The sequence below is a fragment of the Algoriphagus sp. genome (assembly GCF_024305035.1).
Taxonomy (GTDB): domain Bacteria; phylum Bacteroidota; class Bacteroidia; order Cytophagales; family Cyclobacteriaceae; genus Algoriphagus.
Genome location: NZ_JAMWZB010000025.1, coordinates 22189 through 41061, shown reverse-complemented (window position 1 = coordinate 41061; position 18873 = coordinate 22189). Strand labels below are relative to the sequence as shown.

11 protein-coding genes are annotated in these 18873 nt (G+C 43.9%); 8 read left to right on the top strand and 3 right to left on the bottom strand.

The features are described from left to right. Nucleotides 1-98 precede the first annotated feature (98 nt). The 8 genes from Q0L00_RS14495 to Q0L00_RS14460 all read left to right on the top strand — a co-directional run bounded on the left by Q0L00_RS14495 (nucleotide 99) and on the right by Q0L00_RS14460 (nucleotide 16343). Nucleotides 99-4115, top strand: coding sequence for an ATP-binding protein (locus tag Q0L00_RS14495; RefSeq protein ID WP_297337606.1), 4017 nt, complete (start codon nucleotides 99-101; stop codon nucleotides 4113-4115). 205 nt (nucleotides 4116-4320) lie between these two features. After that, nucleotides 4321-7470 (top strand): TonB-dependent receptor, encoded by a 3150-nt coding sequence (locus Q0L00_RS14490; protein ID WP_297337605.1) that lies wholly within the window; start codon nucleotides 4321-4323, stop codon nucleotides 7468-7470. Between the two features lie 5 nt (nucleotides 7471-7475). After that, complete coding sequence (locus tag Q0L00_RS14485) at nucleotides 7476-9017, top strand: RagB/SusD family nutrient uptake outer membrane protein (protein ID WP_297337604.1); 1542 nt, start codon at nucleotides 7476-7478, stop codon at nucleotides 9015-9017. A gap of 154 nt (nucleotides 9018-9171) precedes the next feature. Next, complete coding sequence (locus Q0L00_RS14480; RefSeq protein WP_297337603.1) at nucleotides 9172-10563, top strand: sulfatase-like hydrolase/transferase; 1392 nt, start codon at nucleotides 9172-9174, stop codon at nucleotides 10561-10563. 18 nt (nucleotides 10564-10581) lie between these two features. Beyond that, the gene (locus Q0L00_RS14475) at nucleotides 10582-12228 is read left to right on the top strand and encodes a right-handed parallel beta-helix repeat-containing protein (protein ID WP_297337602.1); all 1647 of its coding nucleotides are present in this window, start codon (nucleotides 10582-10584) and stop codon (nucleotides 12226-12228) included. Next, nucleotides 12225-13391 carry a glycoside hydrolase family 43 protein gene (locus tag Q0L00_RS14470; protein WP_297337601.1) on the top strand — a complete coding sequence of 389 codons (1167 nt, stop codon included), beginning with the start codon at nucleotides 12225-12227 and terminating at the stop codon, nucleotides 13389-13391. Before Q0L00_RS14475 ends, Q0L00_RS14470 begins: the two co-directional genes overlap by 4 nt. After that, on the top strand, nucleotides 13384-14772 hold the full coding sequence (locus Q0L00_RS14465) for a sulfatase (RefSeq protein ID WP_297337600.1): 1389 nt from the start codon (nucleotides 13384-13386) through the stop codon (nucleotides 14770-14772). The genes Q0L00_RS14470 and Q0L00_RS14465 overlap by 8 nt, the downstream gene beginning before the upstream one ends. Before the next feature lie 11 nt (nucleotides 14773-14783). Continuing rightward, a complete protein-coding gene (locus Q0L00_RS14460) occupies nucleotides 14784-16343 on the top strand; it encodes an arylsulfatase (RefSeq protein ID WP_297337599.1) in 1560 nt (519 codons plus the stop codon). 225 nt (nucleotides 16344-16568) lie between these two features. On the opposite strand, the gene Q0L00_RS14455 is transcribed toward Q0L00_RS14460, so the two are convergent. The 3 genes from Q0L00_RS14455 to Q0L00_RS14445 form a co-directional block, all read right to left on the bottom strand. Continuing rightward, nucleotides 16569-17264 carry a DUF2490 domain-containing protein gene (locus Q0L00_RS14455; RefSeq protein ID WP_297337598.1) on the bottom strand — a complete coding sequence of 232 codons (696 nt, stop codon included), beginning with the start codon at nucleotides 17262-17264 and terminating at the stop codon, nucleotides 16569-16571. Between the two features lie 51 nt (nucleotides 17265-17315). Then, entirely contained in the window at nucleotides 17316-18083 is a 768-nt protein-coding gene (locus tag Q0L00_RS14450; RefSeq protein ID WP_297337597.1) for a carbonic anhydrase, read from the bottom strand. A 219-nt stretch (nucleotides 18084-18302) separates the two neighbouring features. Further along, nucleotides 18303-18602: a hypothetical protein gene (locus tag Q0L00_RS14445; protein WP_297337596.1), complete on the bottom strand. Its 300-nt coding sequence runs from the start codon at nucleotides 18600-18602 to the stop codon at nucleotides 18303-18305. Nucleotides 18603-18873: the final 271 nt, after the last annotated feature.

Here is an 18873-nt window from a genome sequence, read left to right as displayed (position 1 = left end):
ACTTATCAATGACCTGGCTTTTCTTATAAAATTGCTGTCTGTAGTCTTGAAAAAGACTTAAATTACCCACAAACCCAAAATACCCCTGTTCCCATTCGATGCGAACTTATATCCTTACATGCTGGCTCCTGCTTAGCTTTAGTTCTTTTGCTTTTTCCTTTCAGGACAACCGGGCCGAAGAATTCACCATTGACGTCTTGAATGTCAGACGTGGATTGCTCAGTAATTACGTCACCAAAGTGGTCAGCGATGAATACAACTTCAAGTATTTTGCAACCGAAGGGGGGATCACCAAATTTGATGGCTATGATTTTTCAGAATATAAACCAGGAGCCAGCTATCCGGAATTGGAAAATGAAAATATCGAAACCCTCTTCAAAGACCAGGAGCATATGATTTGGATCGGGACCAAAGGGGGAGGGCTTTCCAAACTTGATCCCCAGAAAAACCAAATCCGCTCTTTTAACGAATCATTTGCTGACTTTACCGACAAACCTCTTCGCGTAATAGCCATCAATCAATCCAAGGATGGGCAAATCTGGATTGGCACTTGGGGAAATGGCGTGTTTGTTTTGGATCCCAAAACGGAAAAGGTCACCGATCATTTTCAATATAAGCAACCGGTACAACAAATTATCGCCGATCAATTTTGGAATATTTGGTTTATCAGCGGCCATGAACTGATGAAATTCGATCCTTCAGAAGACCGTCTTATTCGTTTCTCTACAGGAATGGTGCCTTCCAATCTTATTGAAGATACGCAAAGGCAAAAAATCTGGATGATTGGAAATTCGCAGCGTAAGGTAATTTTAGCCTCTTTTGACCAAGAAAGTCAAAAGATCCAACGCCATGAGATAGGCATCTCTGCCAATTTTGTTAAAAGTCTGGGAATGGATCAGCGGGGGAGACTGTGGATCGGGAGCTGGGGAGATGGGCTTTTCATTAGTGATGAGCAGGTTCAAAATTTTCGAAAAATCAATACCAATCCTCAGGGGTCTACTGTCGAAAACATCAACTACTCGATTATTCTTAGTATTGACATTGACGAAAACGGGATTGCTTGGTTGGGTACTTCCCACGGCGGAGCGTTGATCCTGTATCCAAACAAAGGATTTAATTTTGCCACCACGACACCATCCGAAACCCTGTCGGATCGGAATATTACCGCTTTTCTAATCTCCCAAAATGGGGACTCCTACAAAGGGACACTCACCGAAGGACTCTACTCCAATCGATTGGGTAACAGCTATCAAATCGAAAAAGCCATCAATAGGGCCAAAGTGCACACCCTTTACGAATACCGGGATTACTTATTCATCGGGACGGGACTGGGACTTTATATAGCCAAAAACGGAAACCTAGATCAAGCTCAGCACTATTTACCTTACCAAAAAATTACCGCAATTTTGGTTGATTCCAAGGAACGGCTTTGGGTAGGGACGCAGCAGTCAGGAATGAAAATGGCGGATTTTTCTGCCTTCCCAAATTTTGGGGATTGGCTCATTTTTAATGAAAATGAGGATCAACGAAAGCTCCAAAATAATCGAATCAGCCAAATCAAAGAGGATTCTCAGGGCAGGATTTGGCTGGGTACCTATTCTGGGCTCAATCGCTTTGACGAATCCACCCAGCAATTTTTAAGTCATGAAGCCATTTTTGGAGATCGACTCGATATCAATATCATCAATGATTTATTGATTGACGGATCGCAAATGTACCTAGCTACACCGATTGGTTTGGCCACGGTAGGACTGGAAGGTGAGCAGGTGATTTTCCAGGATTTTTATGAAAAAGGCAGTGGAATGGTCAATGATTTTGTCTGTGCCCTCGAGCAGGACCAAGCTGGAAATCTTTGGCTGAGTACGACCACGACCGTGACTAAATTTAATCCTGAATCCAAAAGCTTCATCAATTTTGATCGCGAAGACGGTATCTTGATTAACTCGTTTCATAGCGGCTCTTCATTTAAGGATCAGCGTGGACGGATTTATTTTGGGGGGTCCAATGGTTTGGTTTCCTTTGTCCCTGATCAGATCGAAGAAGTTTTTAATGTCCCTAAGGTGGTATTAACCAAGCTGACGGTAAACAATCAAGCTCTTCATGTGGGAGATGAAGTGGACGGCTCTGTGATTTTAGAAACTTCCATTCAGAATGCCTCTAAAATCAATTTGGATTATTCCCAGAACCACCTCTCTCTCAATTTCGCAGTGAATGACTTTTTCGGGCCAGATAATGTCGCTTATGCCTATCAGCTAAAGGGGATGAACGAGGAATGGGTCGAATTGGGTACCTTAAATCAACTGAGTTTTACAGGGCTTCCTTGGGGAGATTATGAATTGATGATTCGTGCCAGTCGCAACAATCAGGACTGGAGTCCGGTGCGATCGTTATTGATTTCGATTCAGGCTCCACCATGGCTACAATGGTATGCCTTTGTGTTTTATGTGGCGCTGGCTTTAGGGATAGTTTTACTAATTCGATATATCTCCCTTCGTCAAGCCAAATTGAGGGCTGAGCTTCAGATTATTCAGATCGAAAAGGAAAAGGAACATGAGCTAAATGAAGCCAAAATCACCTTTTTTACCAATATTTCCCATGAATTCCGAACGCCTCTTACCTTGATACTCAGTCCGGTGACGGAGCTTTTGGAGCAGTTTGACTTTAAGGAATCGGTCAAAGAAAAACTTTTGCTGGTCGAGACCAATAGCAAGCGCATGCTTCGCCTAATTAATCAGTTGCTGGATTTCAGAAAATCCGAGCATGGGCTTTTGAAGCTGCATTTGAACTTTGCCGATTTTGTCGAATTTTCGAAAGAGGTCTTTTTGAGTTTTCAGAATCTGGCTTCACAAAAGCAAATTTCCTATCACTTTGAATCCAATGCGGATAAGCTCCTTCTGGAATTTGACCGCAATCAGATGGAAATCGTACTGTGCAATTTGCTTTCCAATGCCTTTAAATATACCCGCCAAGGAGGTGAAATTGACCTCCGACTTCGCGTAGAGTCCGGACAACTTACCCTTGAGATTGAGGATACCGGTATCGGCATGAGTCCGGAAGAATCGGCCCGGGTTTTTGATCGGTTTTATCAGGTGCAAAACGCCGAAACGTCCAACCTGGTGGGAAGCGGGATTGGATTGGCCTTTTCAAAAAATATTGTAGATCTCCATGAAGGTGAAATCAGTATTCAAAGCGAAAAAGGGAAAGGCACACAAGTGAAAATTCTACTTCCGGTCGAATACGGAAAAGGTCTATCCATTGACACTGAGGAAGAAAAAGTGAACCTACTCACCGAGATCGAAATCCAAGAGCAAGGTAATCTGAAAATAGAAGTATCGCCCAAATCTGCCCGGATATTGATCGCAGATGATCATGAGGATATTCGAAAATATTTGAGAGGCTTGCTGGAAGATGAATATGAGATTCTAGAAGCTGAGGACGGGCTCGCCGCTTGGGAACTGATCAACCAAGAAATCCCCGATGTGATCATCAGTGATGTGATGATGCCTCGCTTGGACGGGATCAAACTCTGCAGGCAAGTTAAAAGTCAAATCACGACCTCCCATATCCCCGTAATTTTACTGACCGCACGAACATCTTTGACCTATGAGATGGAAGGTCTAAAAACGGGCGCTGAGGATTACATCACCAAACCGTTTAATTCGGGGATCGTCAAAACAAGGGTGTCCAATATCCTTGAAAATCGCAATAAACTCCGTGAATATTATTTAAATAAAGTTCGATTTGAGCCGAATACGGAAAAGGCTACCGAAACGGACATGGATGCGGTATTTATTGAAAAGGCTATCCAGCTCGTCAATGAAAACCTCCAAAATGAAAACTTTGGAATCGAAATGATGGTGGATCAGCTTTTTATGAGTCAATCCACCCTATTCCGAAAAATCAAATCCCTAACCGGGCTTTCGATCACCGCCTTTATCCGCTCGGTGCGATTGAAAAAAGCTGCTCAAATCATCCTCCAAACTAATACTAAATTAAGTCAAGTGGCCTACGAGGTTGGCTTTAATGATTACAAGCACTTCAAAAAGTCCTTTCAGCAGCAGTTTGATTGCCTTCCTTCGGAATATAAATTGAAGATTGTCGAAAAGACAAAATGAGATCTTTTTTATTTCCACTTCAGAGCACATTTTTTCAAGCGATTTAGGCCTGATCGTTCAAATTGGGGTGAAATTTCAAAAACACCATTTAATGGCCAATCTGGCCGATTTAGCCTCCGGATTGCTCGATTTGTACCCCATTAATCAGACTAAGTTTACTCATCTTAGCTTCATGAATTTATCAATAACCCAAAATCTTCCTTCTATGGAACATCAAAAAAGCGAGGGATCCACGCCATGCAGGGAGCGCGTGAAGATTCTTACGGATAAAAAAATCCTCCTGATGGCATGGTTAATTCTCTTTTCGATTGCACCAGCCTGGGCATTTCAGGCGGTGAATGTCAAAGGAAAAATTTCTACCCCAGATGGAGAAGCACTGCCCGGTGTGGTGGTGCTTGAGAAAGATACCAATAATGGAGCGGTAACCGATATCAATGGGGAATACAACATTTCAGTGTCTTCGCCACAATCCGTGTTGGTCTTTAGTCTGATTGGTTTTAGCAAACAAGAATTAACCGTGGGCAATCAAAGTACGATAGATATTACGCTTGCCGAATCGGAAGAACTACTCGAAGAGATCGTAGTGGTGGGCTATGGAGAGCAAAAGAAACTCAACATGACCGGAGCCGTCGAAACTTTAAAATTTGACGATGCGGTCAATACTCCTGTAACCAATTCGGCTCAGTTGATGTACGGTAAATTTTCCGGTGTACAGCTGACTCAATCAACGGGTCTTCCAGGCTCGGATGGCTCGGCAATCACCATTCGAGGAATTGGTACTTTTGGAGGAACCAATCCTTTGGTTGTGATTGACAATATTCAATACGAAGGATTGGCTGAATTCAATAACCTGGCTCCTTCGGATATCGAAAGTATTTCTGTCTTAAAAGACGCTTCGGCTTCTGCGATTTACGGAGCACGTGGTGCCAATGGCGTGTTGGTGGTGACTACTAAAAAAGGAACCAAAGGTAAATTTTCCGTGGATTATAATGCTTTTACCGGTTTTCAACGCGTGACCGTGGTGCCTGAATATTTAGACGGTGTGGATTACGCCACATTATTTAACGAGCGCACAAGAAATGTTAATGGACCGGATGCTCCATTGCGCTATTCAGAAGCCGATATTGAGGCGATTCGTACAGGTAGTAATCCCGATCAGTTTGCCAATACCAATTGGGCACAGGTGGCTTTGAGAGATGCACCGATCCAAAATCATTATTTATCTGCCTCCGGAGGCACAGACCGGATGACTTATCGACTTTCGCTTGGCTACCTCAATCAAGAGGCGGTTGTTCAGGGAAAGTTCAAATCAGACCGGATTAATTTAGGAATCAACCTCAATGTCAAACCCAATGACTGGTTGACCATCACCAATGTCACCAATGCGTATTGGTCTAGATTTATGGGGCCAACAGGAGGTGCTGGTGCCATCACTGGAGAAACTGGGATTATCAATCAGTTTCAGCGCTCTTCACCAACCGTTCCGGTCTATTATCAAAACGGGGAGTTTGGAATCGTAGATGGCGCGTATGAAAACGTCAACTTTTCCTTCCCAATCAACAATGTACTCTTGACGGGGACTCGGGGAGATTATTCCAGAGACAATATCAATATCAGTGAGCGAATTGGGCTGACAGCTAAGTTGGCAGAGGGACTTTTCTTCGAAACCAGTGGAAGTGCAATCATCAACTTTGCCAATATTTCCAATTTCAATCCTCGATTGACTACTCGGGACTGGGAAGGAAATGTGGTCAATCAAAATGATCTTAATTCACTTTCCAACAACCTGAACTTTAACTATCGCCTATTGAATGAAAATATTTTACGCTATAATGCCAGTATTCTGGGAAAACATAATATTGGATTCCTAGTCGGTCACTCAGTCATTTATGACAAAGTGGATGGTTTTAATGGTTCCTTGCAGGGCTTCCCGTCCGATGCCATCCAGGAATTTGATGGGGGAGGAGTTCTCAATCCTTCGGTATCTGGGGGAGCTTCTGAAGAAGCCTGGCAGTCATTCTTTGCCCGGGTCAATTACAATTACGAGGAGCGTTATCTATTTGAAGCGAATGTACGTAGAGATGGCTCATCCAAATTTGGAGGGAATAATCGATACGGAACCTTTCCTTCGCTTTCAGCAGGCTGGAATATTGCAAGAGAATCCTTTTTGGAAAATTCCAGCTTTCTCTCCGATCTGAAGCTTCGTGCGAGCTGGGGATTGAGTGGTAATGACCGGATCGGAAATTACATTTTTGAGCAGACCTACAATACAGGACTGGATTATCATCTGGGACAAGACGTCATTGTACCTGCGGTAGCTTTGACTTCTTTGGCCAATCCGTTTATCACCTGGGAAACCATCGAGCAGTTTGATATCGGAGCCGACATTGCGCTTTTGGACAACAGATTAACTATCACCGCGGATTATTTCAAGCGGGTGAGTTCGGATATTCTGTACACCAATTTTCCCATCCCGAGCTCGATCGGGGTGACCAACCTAGCTGCGCAAAATGCGGCGGGGATGGAAAATAGCGGAATTGAAATGACTTTAAACTACCGAGAAACTATCGGAAAATTGAAAATGAATCTCAGTGCCAATGTGACTAAAATGGCAGACAATGAAGTGACTGATTTAGGACCTGGGGGGGAAGAGACCATTTCTGGCCAGACCATTATCCGAATAGGGGTACCATTTAATGCCTACTATGGCTATCAAGTGGAGGGAGTCTTCCAAACTCAGGAAGAAGTGGATGCTGCTCCTCAGCAATTTGGAAACAATCAAACAGCACCCGGAGATTTGCGCTATGCGGATCTTTCCGGACCGGATGGAGAGCCGGATGGGGTGATTGATGCTTTTGACCGTACGGTCATCGGAAACCCTTTCCCCAAGTGGATCTATGGACTTAATGCCAATCTTCAATATTCTGGTTTTGACTTAAGTGTGGTATTTCAAGGTGTAGGCAGAATAGACCGTATCCTCGATAGCAATGGTCAACAGCCCATGCCAGGAGATCGGAATAATGCGCTTTCCTATTGGATTGACCGATGGACTCCCGAAAATCCATCCGAGACACTCCCACGATTGGGAGGGGTGAATAACACAGTGACATCTACCTTTTATATACAGGATATGTCCTATCTGAGACTGCGAAATATCGAATTGGGATATACATTCCCAAGCGAGCTTTCCAAAGTGGCTTTGATGCAGCGGGCTCGAATCTTCGTCAGTGGACAAAATCTACTCACGTTCACCAAAGTGGAGAATTTTGATCCGGAGCGACAGCGTGGTGGTGCGACCGACTTGACGACCCCGCTTTACAAAGTAATCTCTGCTGGTGTCAACCTTAAATTCTAATAAAGATGAAAAAGATAACCTACATATTTATATTTCTGGGGCTTCTCTCATTCTCTTGCTCAGAGGATTATCTGGAGCGGGGTTCCTTAACTCAATTGGCAGAAGGAAATTTCTGGCAAAATGAACAGGATGCGCTTTTGGGCATCAACGGTATCTACGAGGTCTTGCAAGACAGAGTGATGTATAGCGGTAATCTAAATGGAACAGCCGGACTGCCTCAGCATGATAGTTTTGCGGATAATACCTTCAACAATTACAAATTTGAAGGCCCCGGTAACTTTGTGGAGGGTCGCGCTGATCCTTCCTATGGATTTTTCAATTCTTTTTGGTCCTCACTTTACCGGGGAATTGGACGGGCAAATAATGCCTTGGAAAATATCGAGAATATCCCTGCTGAAAATATCGATGCGGAAAATAAGGATGCCTTGATCGGACAGGTCAAATTCCTCCGAGCTCTGTTCTATTTTCATTTGGCAGTATACTTCGAAGATGCACCGTTGATTACCGAATTTCAGACTTTGGAAGAAGCCTACGTGCCCAAAGCCAATTACTCAGAAATCCGTGCTTTTATCGAGCAAGAATTGCGTGAGGCAGCGGCAGTTTTGCCAGTGAGCTATCCGGCCTCTCAGTTTGGTTATGCGACCCGTGGAGCAGCTTTGAGTTTGCTTGCCCGCTTCGAATTGTACAATAGCAACTATCAGGAAGTGCTGAATCTGACTTCAGAAATCATGGGACTTGGCTATTCCTTGCATCCGGATTATGGACAGCTTTTCACCGAAAATGCTGAGCAGTCTCCTGAAATCATTTTCTCGGTTCGTTTTATTCAGGATCAGTCCAATAACGGGGAGACATTTTCTTCTACCTTTTTGGGAATTCCTAAGGTAAATGTCCAGCCCATGCCTAATATGGTGGACGCGTATTTAGCTTCTGATGGATTGCCGATTTCGGAGTCTCCCCTGTATGATCCAGCTGATAGAAAAGCAAATCGGGATCCGCGTTTGGGGCATTCGGTTTATTTTAATGGGGATATTTTCCTACTCTACCTCAATCGTCCTTTTAGAGGAAATACAGCAACTACGTTTGGTTTGAAAAAATATGTCAGAAACGATGTCTCCGACGATGGAATCAATCCTGGGGCACCGGGAGGACAGGATTTTTATGTCATTCGATATGCGGATGTATTGCTGATGCGGGCGGAAGCTTTGGCAGAAACTGGCCAGTACGCGGAGGTTTATGATTTGCTGGATCAAATCCGCGAACGGGCGGGAATGCCTACCGTCACCGAAGTAAACGGAACTGCCTTGAGTCAGGAAGAATTACTGGATTTGGTGAAATTGGAGCGACGGGTGGAATTGGCTTTCGAAGGACTTCGCTTCTTTGACGTAAAGCGTTGGGGAGAAGTAGAAGAGGCTTACGCCCGTGCTGCTGCCGATCCTGTGGGACCTTACAATCCGGAGTATCGTGGAAGAAGGTCTGAAGTCTTTGCGATTCCGTTATCTGAGCTGGATGCCAATCCAAACTTGGTACAAAATCCAGTCTGGAATTAATCAATTAGGGTTTTTACATAGATAGATACACTGCCTCTGCCTTTGGCGGGGGCGGTGTTTGGTTTTCAAATGATATCAAGCATGACTCAAAAGTCACGCACTGGTTATCAACCCTGCGAGATTCCCTGTGACCTTTGAAAATCAATTATAGAACATGAATTACATTAAGGCATTCCTATTTCTATTCGTTGCATTGGCTATTCCTGCTTTTGGGCAGCAATCCCCTCCTAATGTGGTCATCATTCTGACCGATGATCAAGGCTATGCTGATGTGGGCTTTAATGGAAGCACCGAAATTCCAACGCCCAATATCGATCGAATCGCCAAAAACGGGACGGTTTTCACCAATGGCTATGTGTCCTTTGCTGTTTGTGGACCGAGTAGGGCGGGATTGATCACGGGACGCTATCAGGATCGCTTTGGTTTTTCGCGAAATCCCCTGATGGCACCCAAGGACTCTACAATGGGTTTGCCACAATCCGAGGAGACGATGGCCGAATTACTGAAAAAAGCGGGTTACCGAACGGGCGTTCTCGGCAAATGGCATCTCGGTGCGCACCCAAGCCAACGGCCCAATCAGCGGGGATTTGATGAGTTTTATGGATTTCTTTCCGGAGGTCATCGCTATTTTTCGGAAGAGTACACCTTTCAAGACCTTTCGGAGATCTCTGCTCAGTTTGATGCCTACCGAACCAAATTGCTACGAAATGAAGAGCGAGTAGAGGAAACCGAATACCTGACCGATGCGCTTTCCCGCGAAGCGGTGAGTTTCGTGGAGCGAAACCAAAATCAGCCTTTTTTCCTCTATTTAGCTTATAATGCTCCCCACGCGCCCATGCAGGCAATCCCAAAATACTTGGATCGGTTTCCAACGATCCCTGATCCAAAGCGTCGAACCTATGCGGCAATGGTCTCTGCTGTGGATGATGGAGTAGGGGATTTACTGGACAAAATCGAGGAACTCGGTCTGACAGAAAACACGCTGATCTTTTTCCTCTCTGATAATGGCGGACCGACCAAAGACAATGCGTCAAGCAATGCGCCACTACGAGGATTCAAAGGAGATTTCTTCGAAGGGGGAATCAGAGTACCCTTTGCCGTACAATGGAAGGGGAAAATCCCTTCTGGAGCAAGCTACGAATACCCGGTGATCTCGCTTGACATCTTTGCCACTGCCGCCGCTTTGGCATCTGTAAATCCCAAAAATGAGTTGGATGGGGTGAATTTGATTCCCTATCTGACAGGAAAAAATTCAGGGAGGCCTCATGAGGCTTTGTATTGGAGAAATTACGACGCCAAACGATTTGCAATTCGACACTTGGATCAAAAATTAATCACCCTACCTGATCGAGTATTTCAGTTTGATCTCGATTCGGATTGGAGTGAAAAGCTGAATTTGGAGCAAAAAAATCTATCGCTTTCTGAGCGACTACGAGGATTGATTGAGACCTGGAACGAAACCTTGGAGCTCCCCCGGTTTTTGGGTTTGTTGCAGGATAAAGAATATTCCCGCTTAAACCCGGACCGATTTAAAAAGAAAAAATAATTCGATAAACCCAATTCTGTGAACCTATTTAGCCATTACCGATTGCTGTTTTCAGCTTTCTCTCTGACTTTCTTCCTTAGTACATCGCTTTTTGCGAAAGATTATTATTTCCATCCCCGCAAGGGTTCGGATGCCCAGTCCGGATTAAGTGCCGAGGAGGCTTTTCAAAATTTATCCAAAATCCAAAGCTTGGAGCTAAAACCCGGAGACCGAATTTTATTGGCCTCGGGAGAAGAATTCAAAGGCAGTATTTTAATTGACAAATTTAAGGGGATAAAAGAAACCCCGCTGATCATTCAATCTTTTGGAAACTCTGAATTGCCTTTTGCACTGATCAATGCCGCTGGAGAGGAAGCTGGAGTTTTGATTCAAAATTCGGCCCATATTCAAGTGAAGAATCTTCGAATTCAAGCCAATGGAAAAGGGAATACTGAGGCCTCTTTTCCCATGCGGGTTGGAGTTTTGGTGAGATCGACCATGGGGAGTTCGACGAGCAATATTTTATTAGAAGAACTGCAAATCGAGCAGATATTTTACGAATCGGTGGGCTTTCAACGTGGGGAATCTGAAGTTAAAACGGCCAATGGAACCCAAAAATACGGTTGGGGAATTCGGCTGATGGCCAATGGGCCAGATCAGGAAATCGAGCAGGTGGTAATTAAAAATTGTACCATTCGAAATTTGGCTCATACTGGAATCAAACTCACCGGAAATAATCAGCAATCCATCCGAAATATTACCATTACAGGAAACCAAGTCAAGCAGGTAGGCGGGCCGGGAATTCAGATGTCTGGAGTCAAGTTTGTCTATGTGGCAGACAATCGGGTAAGTCATTCTGGAAGTACCGATGACAGCCGAAAGTGGGGCAGAGGCAGCGGGCTCTGGACCTGGGGCAGTTCCATGGTGCTGATCGAAAAGAACCAATTTCTTTATGCGAATGGTCCTGGGGACTCAGCAGGCGCGCATATTGATTTCAACTGTGATAATATTATTCTGCAGTACAATCTGAGCGCGTACAATGCAGGAGGATTTTGTGAGATTCTGGGGAATAATTACAACTGCGCCTATCGCTACAATATTAGCGTCAATGACGGCCATCGAGTCAAAGGCGAAAATGGCGCTTTTCAGGAAGGAAAAACTCTTTGGCTGAGCGGCTACCAAGGAGGAAAGAAGCCGAGAAAAGGCCCTGTCAATTCCTATATTTACAACAATACCATCTATGTGGACGAGGATATCGTGTCCAAAATAGCCATCGACAATCGCTCAAAGGGCGTTTTGATCGCTAATAATATTTTTCACATCGAAGGAAAAAGCCAACTCGTGGACGGAGACCAATACAAACCCGATGATAAATCTTCCCGTGCGATTGAAGATGTATTTTTCAAAAATAATCTGTTCCTCCATGCTGAAAACTGGCCGATGCAGGCGCTCATTCAGCCGGAAGATTCTCACTTTGGAAATGTGGAATTTGCTAATCCTGGCGGAATGTCTGTGAAAGATTATATTCCTCAAAAAAGTGAAATGCTGAAAGGAATCGCCATTCCTTTTTTACCCGCTGACCAGTTTGGTTTGATGGGGGAAATGAATTTAAAACAGGATATCTTGGGAAATCCTAATGGAAAAAATCCTGGCATTGGAGCCATTAATTTTGTTGAAAAGCCATGAGGAAGGTAGCAATGATCACTTTTAGTACTTTCTTTTTCCTACTGGGAATCGGACTTTTCGGATTTCAGGTTGATTATCAGCATTTCTTTCCCGGAAAAGAATGGAAGGATGATCAAGGGGTTCACATCAATGCGCATGGTGGAGGCTTTTTGATCCATGAGGATACCTATTATTGGTTTGGGGAGCATAAAATCGCAGGCAAGGAGGGAAATAAAGCCCATGTGGGGGTGCGCGTCTATTCCTCCAAAGACCTCTACAATTGGAAGAATGAAGGCGTAGCACTGGAAGTGCACGATGACCCCAATTCTCTCCTGGTGAAGGGCTGTGTAATCGAGCGACCCAAGGTGATTTACAATGAGAGGACCCGGAAATTTGTGATGTGGTTTCATCATGAACTGAAAGGCCAAGGATATGATGCGGCATTGACCGGAGTGGCAGTCAGCGATCAGATTACAGGTCCCTATACCTACATCGAGAGTGTCAATCCCAATGCGGGGATCTGGCCCGAAAATTATCCGGATAGCTTGAAGTCCAAGCCGGTGAATTTGGATGAACTGAAGGCTTGGTCTGCCGAGTGGAAGGAAGCGGTTGTTGACGGGATATTTCTGAGAAGAGATTTTGAGCGGGGTCAAATGGCTCGGGATATGACACTTTTTGTGGATGATGATGGGAAAGCCTATCACTTTTTCTCCTCCGAAAATAATCAAACCCTCCATGTGGCCGAATTAAGCGATGACTATTTGAGTCATACGGGACGCTACACGCGTGTACTCCCCGGACAGCAAAATGAAGCTCCGGCTCTATTCAAAAAAGATGGAAAATATTACATGTTCTCTTCAGGACTCACCGGCTGGAAACCCAATCCCGGGAAATCTGCCGTGGCCGATCACCCTTTGGGACCTTGGAAGCCTCTAGGTAATCCGACACGTGGTACGGAAGAAGAAATGAAGACGACTTTTTGGTCTCAGAGTACAGCGGTGATTCCTGTTCTGGGAAAGGAGGACGCGTTTATCTTCGTCGGAGATCGCTGGACCCCAGAGAATCCCATCGATGGAAAATATATTTTCCTTCCGGTGGAATTTGAAAACTCCAACCCTATCATACGTTGGAAAGATCAGTGGGATTTGTCTTTTTTTGATCAAAATGAAAGCACCGATGAATAAAACGATAGGGATATTTTTATTTCTGATCTTTGGATTGGGTTTCTTCAGTGTTGCCCAAGAGCAAAAACCCAATATCATTCTGATTTTGGCAGATGATCTGGGCTACGCTGACTTGAGCTTGACGGGAAGTAATCAGATTCAAACACCGAATATCGATGCGATTGCAAAATCCGGAGTTCAGTTTACACAAGGCTACGTTTCTGCTCCGGTTTGTAGTCCTTCTCGGGCGGGATTGTTGACAGGAAGAAATCAGGTAACCTTCGGCTATGACAATAACCTGGCGGAAAATCAAAAGGGATTTGATCCTGCTTTTGCCGGCTTGCCGGTGGATCAAAAAACCATGGCTGATCGACTGAAAGAAGCCGGGTATGTGACTGGATTGGTAGGGAAATGGCATTTGGGTTCGCAGGAACAGTTTCATCCGCTCAATCGCGGGTTTGATGAGTTTTGGGGATACCTTGGAGGAGGGCATCATTATTTCAAATCAGAACCCGAAGGAAAAGGCTATTTGACGCCATTGATCAGCAATTACAAAAAACCACAAGCGATCACTTATTTGACTGATGACAAGGGAGACGAATGTGTGGATTTTATTAGAAGACATAGTGATGAACCCTTCTTCCTCTATGCCTCCTTTAATGCCCCTCACGCTCCTTTGCAAGCGACTGAGGAAGATTTGGCTTTGTTTGCCCACATCCAAGATCCCGATCGAAGGACCTATTTGGCCATGGTACATCGATTGGATCAAAATGTGGGTAAAATCCTGAATGCGCTTGAATCGGAAGGATTGGAGGAAAATACAATTGTGGTTTTCCTCAGTGACAACGGTGGTCCTGTGGACAGCAATGCTTCGCTCAATGCACCCTACAATGGTCAAAAGGGAATTTTACTCGAAGGGGGCCTACGCGTTCCTTTTATGATAAAATGGCCAGCCAAAATTCCGGCCAATTCCCGATTCGATCAAGCAATCTCTTCACTCGATTTGATGCCTACTTTTTTGGAAGCGGCTGGGATAAATTTCGAAACTGAAAAGCTGGACGGCAAAAACTTAATGCCTTATGTTTTGGGAGAAAAAAGTGAAGCTCCGCATCCCAGTCTAACCTGGCGTTTTACGATCTCAGCGGGCATTTTGGAGGACAATTGGAAGCTGATCCGGTTGCCCGATCGTCTGCCTTTGCTATTTGATCTTTCTCGAGATCCCTCAGAACTCAATAATCTAGCAAATGAGTATCCCGAAATCACCCAGGAACTACTCAAAAAACTTGGGGATTGGGACCTTGCATTGCCACATCCAGTTTTCTTGGAGGGTGCCGAGTGGAAAGCAAGACAACGTGACCTTTACGATAAAACCTATCTTTTGACGCAACCCATCAATAATTAAAACTTGAACCTATGAAAATAACCCAGATTTCCTCATTCCTCTCTTTGTGTTCGATTGCCCTGTTTTTCAGTTGCCAGCAAGCGAAAGTTCAGGAAGAATCCACAACAGAAAAACCCAATATTGTCTTTATTTATCTGGATGATTTGGGCTATGGGGATGTGAGTGCTTATGAAGCAGGAACTTTAGAAACACCAAATATGGATAGACTGGTTAATGGGGGAGTGAAATTCACCAATGGCTATGCTTCCTCGGCTACCTGTTCGCCCAGTCGCTATGCGATCTTGACGGGAACTTATCCTTGGCGAAATAAAAATGCTAAAATCCTTCCCGGAACTGCTCCGCTTTTGATTGATACGGCACAATACACGCTGCCCAAACTGCTCCGGGATCAGGGATATGCGACGGGAATTGTGGGCAAATGGCATTTGGGATTGGGCTCCGGAAATGTAAATTGGAATGAAAAAATCAGTCCGGGCCCTAATCAGGTGGGCTTTGATTATTCTTATATTCTGGCAGCGACTCAGGATAGAGTTCCGACCGTCTATATCGAAGATGGTTATGTGGTCAATTTGGACCCGAGTGATCCGATTGAGGTAAGTTATGAAGAGAATTTCCCCGGAGAACCTACAGCATTGACTCATCCCGAGCTGGTAGAAATGAAATGGCATCATGGGCATAACAACAGCATTGTGAATGGTGTACCTCGAATTGGTTATATGAAAGGGGGGGAGGCAGCCAAATGGAGTGACGTGGATATGGCAGATCATTTTTTGGAAAAGGCACAAAGCTATGTGAAAGAGAAAGCCAATTCCGGTCAGCCGTTCTTTCTGTATTATGCTTTGCAGCAGCCTCATGTTCCGAGAACTCCTCATCCCAGATTTGAAGGAAAATCCGGAATGGGACCTCGCGGAGATGTGATTTTGGAGGCGGACTGGGTGATTGGTGAGTTTTTGAAGACACTGGAAGAAGAAGGGGTTTTGGAAAATACGCTGATTGTATTCAGCAGTGATAATGGTCCGGTTTTGAATGATGGCTATTACGATGAGGCAGTGGAGAAATTGGGAGATCATACGCCTGCAGGACCGCTTCGTGGAGGAAAATACAGTTTATTTGAAGCTGGAACTCGCGTGCCTTTTGCAACCTATTGGAAAGGGAAAATTGAGCCGGGCGTGTCTGATGCTTTGGTAACTCAGATTGATTTAATGGCTTCGATTGCGGATTTGGTTGGGGTGGAGTCAACCGCTCCGGATAGTCAGAATTTGCTAGCAACTTTCATGGGTAAAAGTCAGCAAGAGCGCTCGGAGTTTGTATTGGAGGCGACTACAAAAACAGCCCTTCGAAAAGGGGACTGGGTGATGATCCCGCCTTATCAAGGGCCGGCAGTTCAGAGTCAGGTCAATATCGAATTGGGAAATGCCGAAGATTATCAATTGTATAATTTGACCGATGACATTGGGCAGGAAAACAATCTGGCAGAAAGCAATCCGGAAAAGCTTCAAGAGATGATTCAATTGTATGAGCAGATTCGGGGGGCTGGAGCCGGTAATGTGGAGCAATTAGAGCTGAAATAGGGATGAACCATGAAAGGGTTAATTCATTTAAATGAAGCCAACCTTTTTTGATCCTTATTCACAAATTAGTTTTAATGAATAGAAATGCGATTTAGTTTATTTATTTCAATTAGTAATCCGGTGATTAAAGGGAAGTTGTCCCAACCAATTTTATTTCTATTTTGGCTTGGACAGATTTGAAAGTAAAAAGCCCGAATCAGAAATCTGATTTGGGCTTTTGTCTTTTTAGAAGCTATGGTGAAGACTGAGTTGTGCTTGTGCTTTGCTAAAGCGATCAACGGTTTGATTCATCCAACCAACTTGCATTCGAAGGTTGTCCCTTAAACCATAGCCTAATCCTAAATAAGTTCGGTTTCGATCAAAGTATTCCACCGTTCTTCCATCACCAATTGATTTTTGTCCGTTAATAAAGAGCTCATTATAGAGAGCAAGATAGACTGCTTTTTTCTCCAATTTGCTCCTGTTCAAAGGGATATTCATAAATATATTGTAACGGTATCGAGTACGGGTGTCTTGGTTATCCACCCATCGTTGCTCAAATCGGAAGCGATGGGTCAGGTATATCCGCCCACCAAATTTCTGAGGTATAAGCGCCTCTTGGTAAACCCTGTGCTCGACGATATTTTCCCGACTTTCACCGAATTCTCCGGAGGAAATAAATCCATAACCCGCAGTCAAAAGGATATTAGTATTTAGGGGATTGTAAGTGAAACCAGTACGGAGTAGTAATTGCTCTTTATCTGAACCAAAATCCCAATAACGGAACTGATAATCCCCTTGGATGCCAAATCGGCTATTTTCAAAAGATTTGGTAAAGAAATACATGTACCAAGCACCTAGCTGTTCATCGTCCACTGTTGACTGGGCATGACTAGTGAATACGGTGAAAATCGCAATAGCCAGCAATAAATGTTTTTTCATAAAGGTAAATAGCGGGCTAGGGCGGACCTAGCCCATTTTTTTGGTTGCAATTTAGTTTGAAAATTTTGGCAAGCTAGTAATCGTTTCTTCAATAAAATTGACGTAACCAGATGCCAAATCGTAAACAGCCCCAACGATAAGAACTTCCCCATTTTCAGATTTCCTACTCAATACCGGTTCCAAGTTTCGAAGCATGTTGACTTGCTCGATTACATTTTCTCTGACCGCAAAGTCGAGCGCATCATCTGGAGATAGGTTGGCTGACTTTGCTCTCAAAGATGCAGGTTTAATGGCATTAATCAAGGTGACCACGTGTCCCGGAGGGTTTTCAGGTAGTTTCATGGCGGCATCTACAGCACCGCAGGACTGATGCCCGAGGACTACGATTAATTTGGTTTGAAGAACTACTGTAGCATACTCAATAGTCCCATAGGAAGCTTCGGCCATTACCTGACCGGCAGTACGAGTAATAAACAAATCTCCAACCCCTTGATCAAAGATAATTTCATTGGGCACACGGCTGTCCGCACACCCGATGATGGTCGCAAAAGGCGCCTGACCCAACTCATTACTTTTCAAGTCTGCATCAGTCTGTCTTGGCCTTATACTTTTGTCGTCTGCAAATCTCCGGTTACCGTAAATTAACTTTTTCAAACCGTAGTATGGGTCCAAATAAGCACTGTCCCGGTCTGCAAAATATTGATTTTCTTCCAGTTCAAGAAGTTTTGCAATCGTACCGGTATTTTGAGCTTGAACAGAAGTTAACATAACAAATAGTAGGAGCATGCTAGCTATTCCTAGCTTATAATTTAATTTCATTTTGCTTAGTTTAGAGTGATTTGACAACTCATTTTTGTAATTGCAGATATACTTGCTCTTCCCTATTTAACCGGAAGAGTTTTCATCTTGATGATTTTGTTTTAGAGAACACTTGGCTCCCTCTTTATCCCACTTTTAGGATTTTGGGGATAAATTCCTGACTTAGCTGATTGGATCAGCAAGTCATTCCATTTGGAAATGGAGTAAACCTCTGGGAGTTTAGACTAAAATTGGTTCGGGAGGCAAACCCAAAGGGGGTAATACCAATTGATATCTTCCTAAAAAATAGGCGTGCGCATGGATGACTTTAAATTCAATAAAGAAGTGATAACAACAGGCTTTAGGAGTGTCCAATTCAAGGGACTTTCCTTTTTCCTCTTTTTCTTCTTCGAGTCCAGAATCTAAAATTTCATACAAACTGAAGAAAATACCATGGTTGGACAAATTAGCAGCGTTTTGTCCGATGTAGACAAAAACTCCCAATGCCAAAAGAAACACCAATGATATTACTGAGCGCATCCAATCAAAATTTTAAAGATAACTTCAAGGCATTGATTAGGTTTTTTAAAAAAAGAAAAGAGATTAGCTTTTTTTAAAAAATGAGATCTTGCTTGGATCAAAAAATCGTATGGTACGGAAAGGAACTGTTCAAGCAGGTAAACCAAAGTACCATTCACATAAAAATTAGGGATTAAAATTGAAAATAGTTGAATTTTTCACGCTCTCAATAATATTTTCGCAAAATTCTAAAGCTTTTATTCACAAATTCTGATTTAAAGTCTGGTGGTGG

Bases quoted from the DNA above. Each gene is read 5' to 3' on its own strand.
- Q0L00_RS14495 (WP_297337606.1), top strand. From the start codon at position 99: ATGCGAACTTATATCCTTACATGCTGGCTCCTGCTTAGCTTTAGTTCT.
- Q0L00_RS14490 (WP_297337605.1), top strand. From the start codon at position 4,321: ATGGAACATCAAAAAAGCGAGGGATCCACGCCATGCAGGGAGCGCGTG.
- Q0L00_RS14485 (WP_297337604.1), top strand. From the start codon at position 7,476: ATGAAAAAGATAACCTACATATTTATATTTCTGGGGCTTCTCTCATTC.
- Q0L00_RS14480 (WP_297337603.1), top strand. From the start codon at position 9,172: ATGAATTACATTAAGGCATTCCTATTTCTATTCGTTGCATTGGCTATT.
- Q0L00_RS14470 (WP_297337601.1), top strand. From the start codon at position 12,225: ATGAGGAAGGTAGCAATGATCACTTTTAGTACTTTCTTTTTCCTACTG.
- Q0L00_RS14465 (WP_297337600.1), top strand. From the start codon at position 13,384: ATGAATAAAACGATAGGGATATTTTTATTTCTGATCTTTGGATTGGGT.
- Q0L00_RS14460 (WP_297337599.1), top strand. From the start codon at position 14,784: ATGAAAATAACCCAGATTTCCTCATTCCTCTCTTTGTGTTCGATTGCC.
- Q0L00_RS14455 (WP_297337598.1), bottom strand. From the start codon at position 17,264: ATGAAAAAACATTTATTGCTGGCTATTGCGATTTTCACCGTATTCACT.
- Q0L00_RS14450 (WP_297337597.1), bottom strand. From the start codon at position 18,083: ATGAAATTAAATTATAAGCTAGGAATAGCTAGCATGCTCCTACTATTT.
- Q0L00_RS14445 (WP_297337596.1), bottom strand. From the start codon at position 18,602: ATGCGCTCAGTAATATCATTGGTGTTTCTTTTGGCATTGGGAGTTTTT.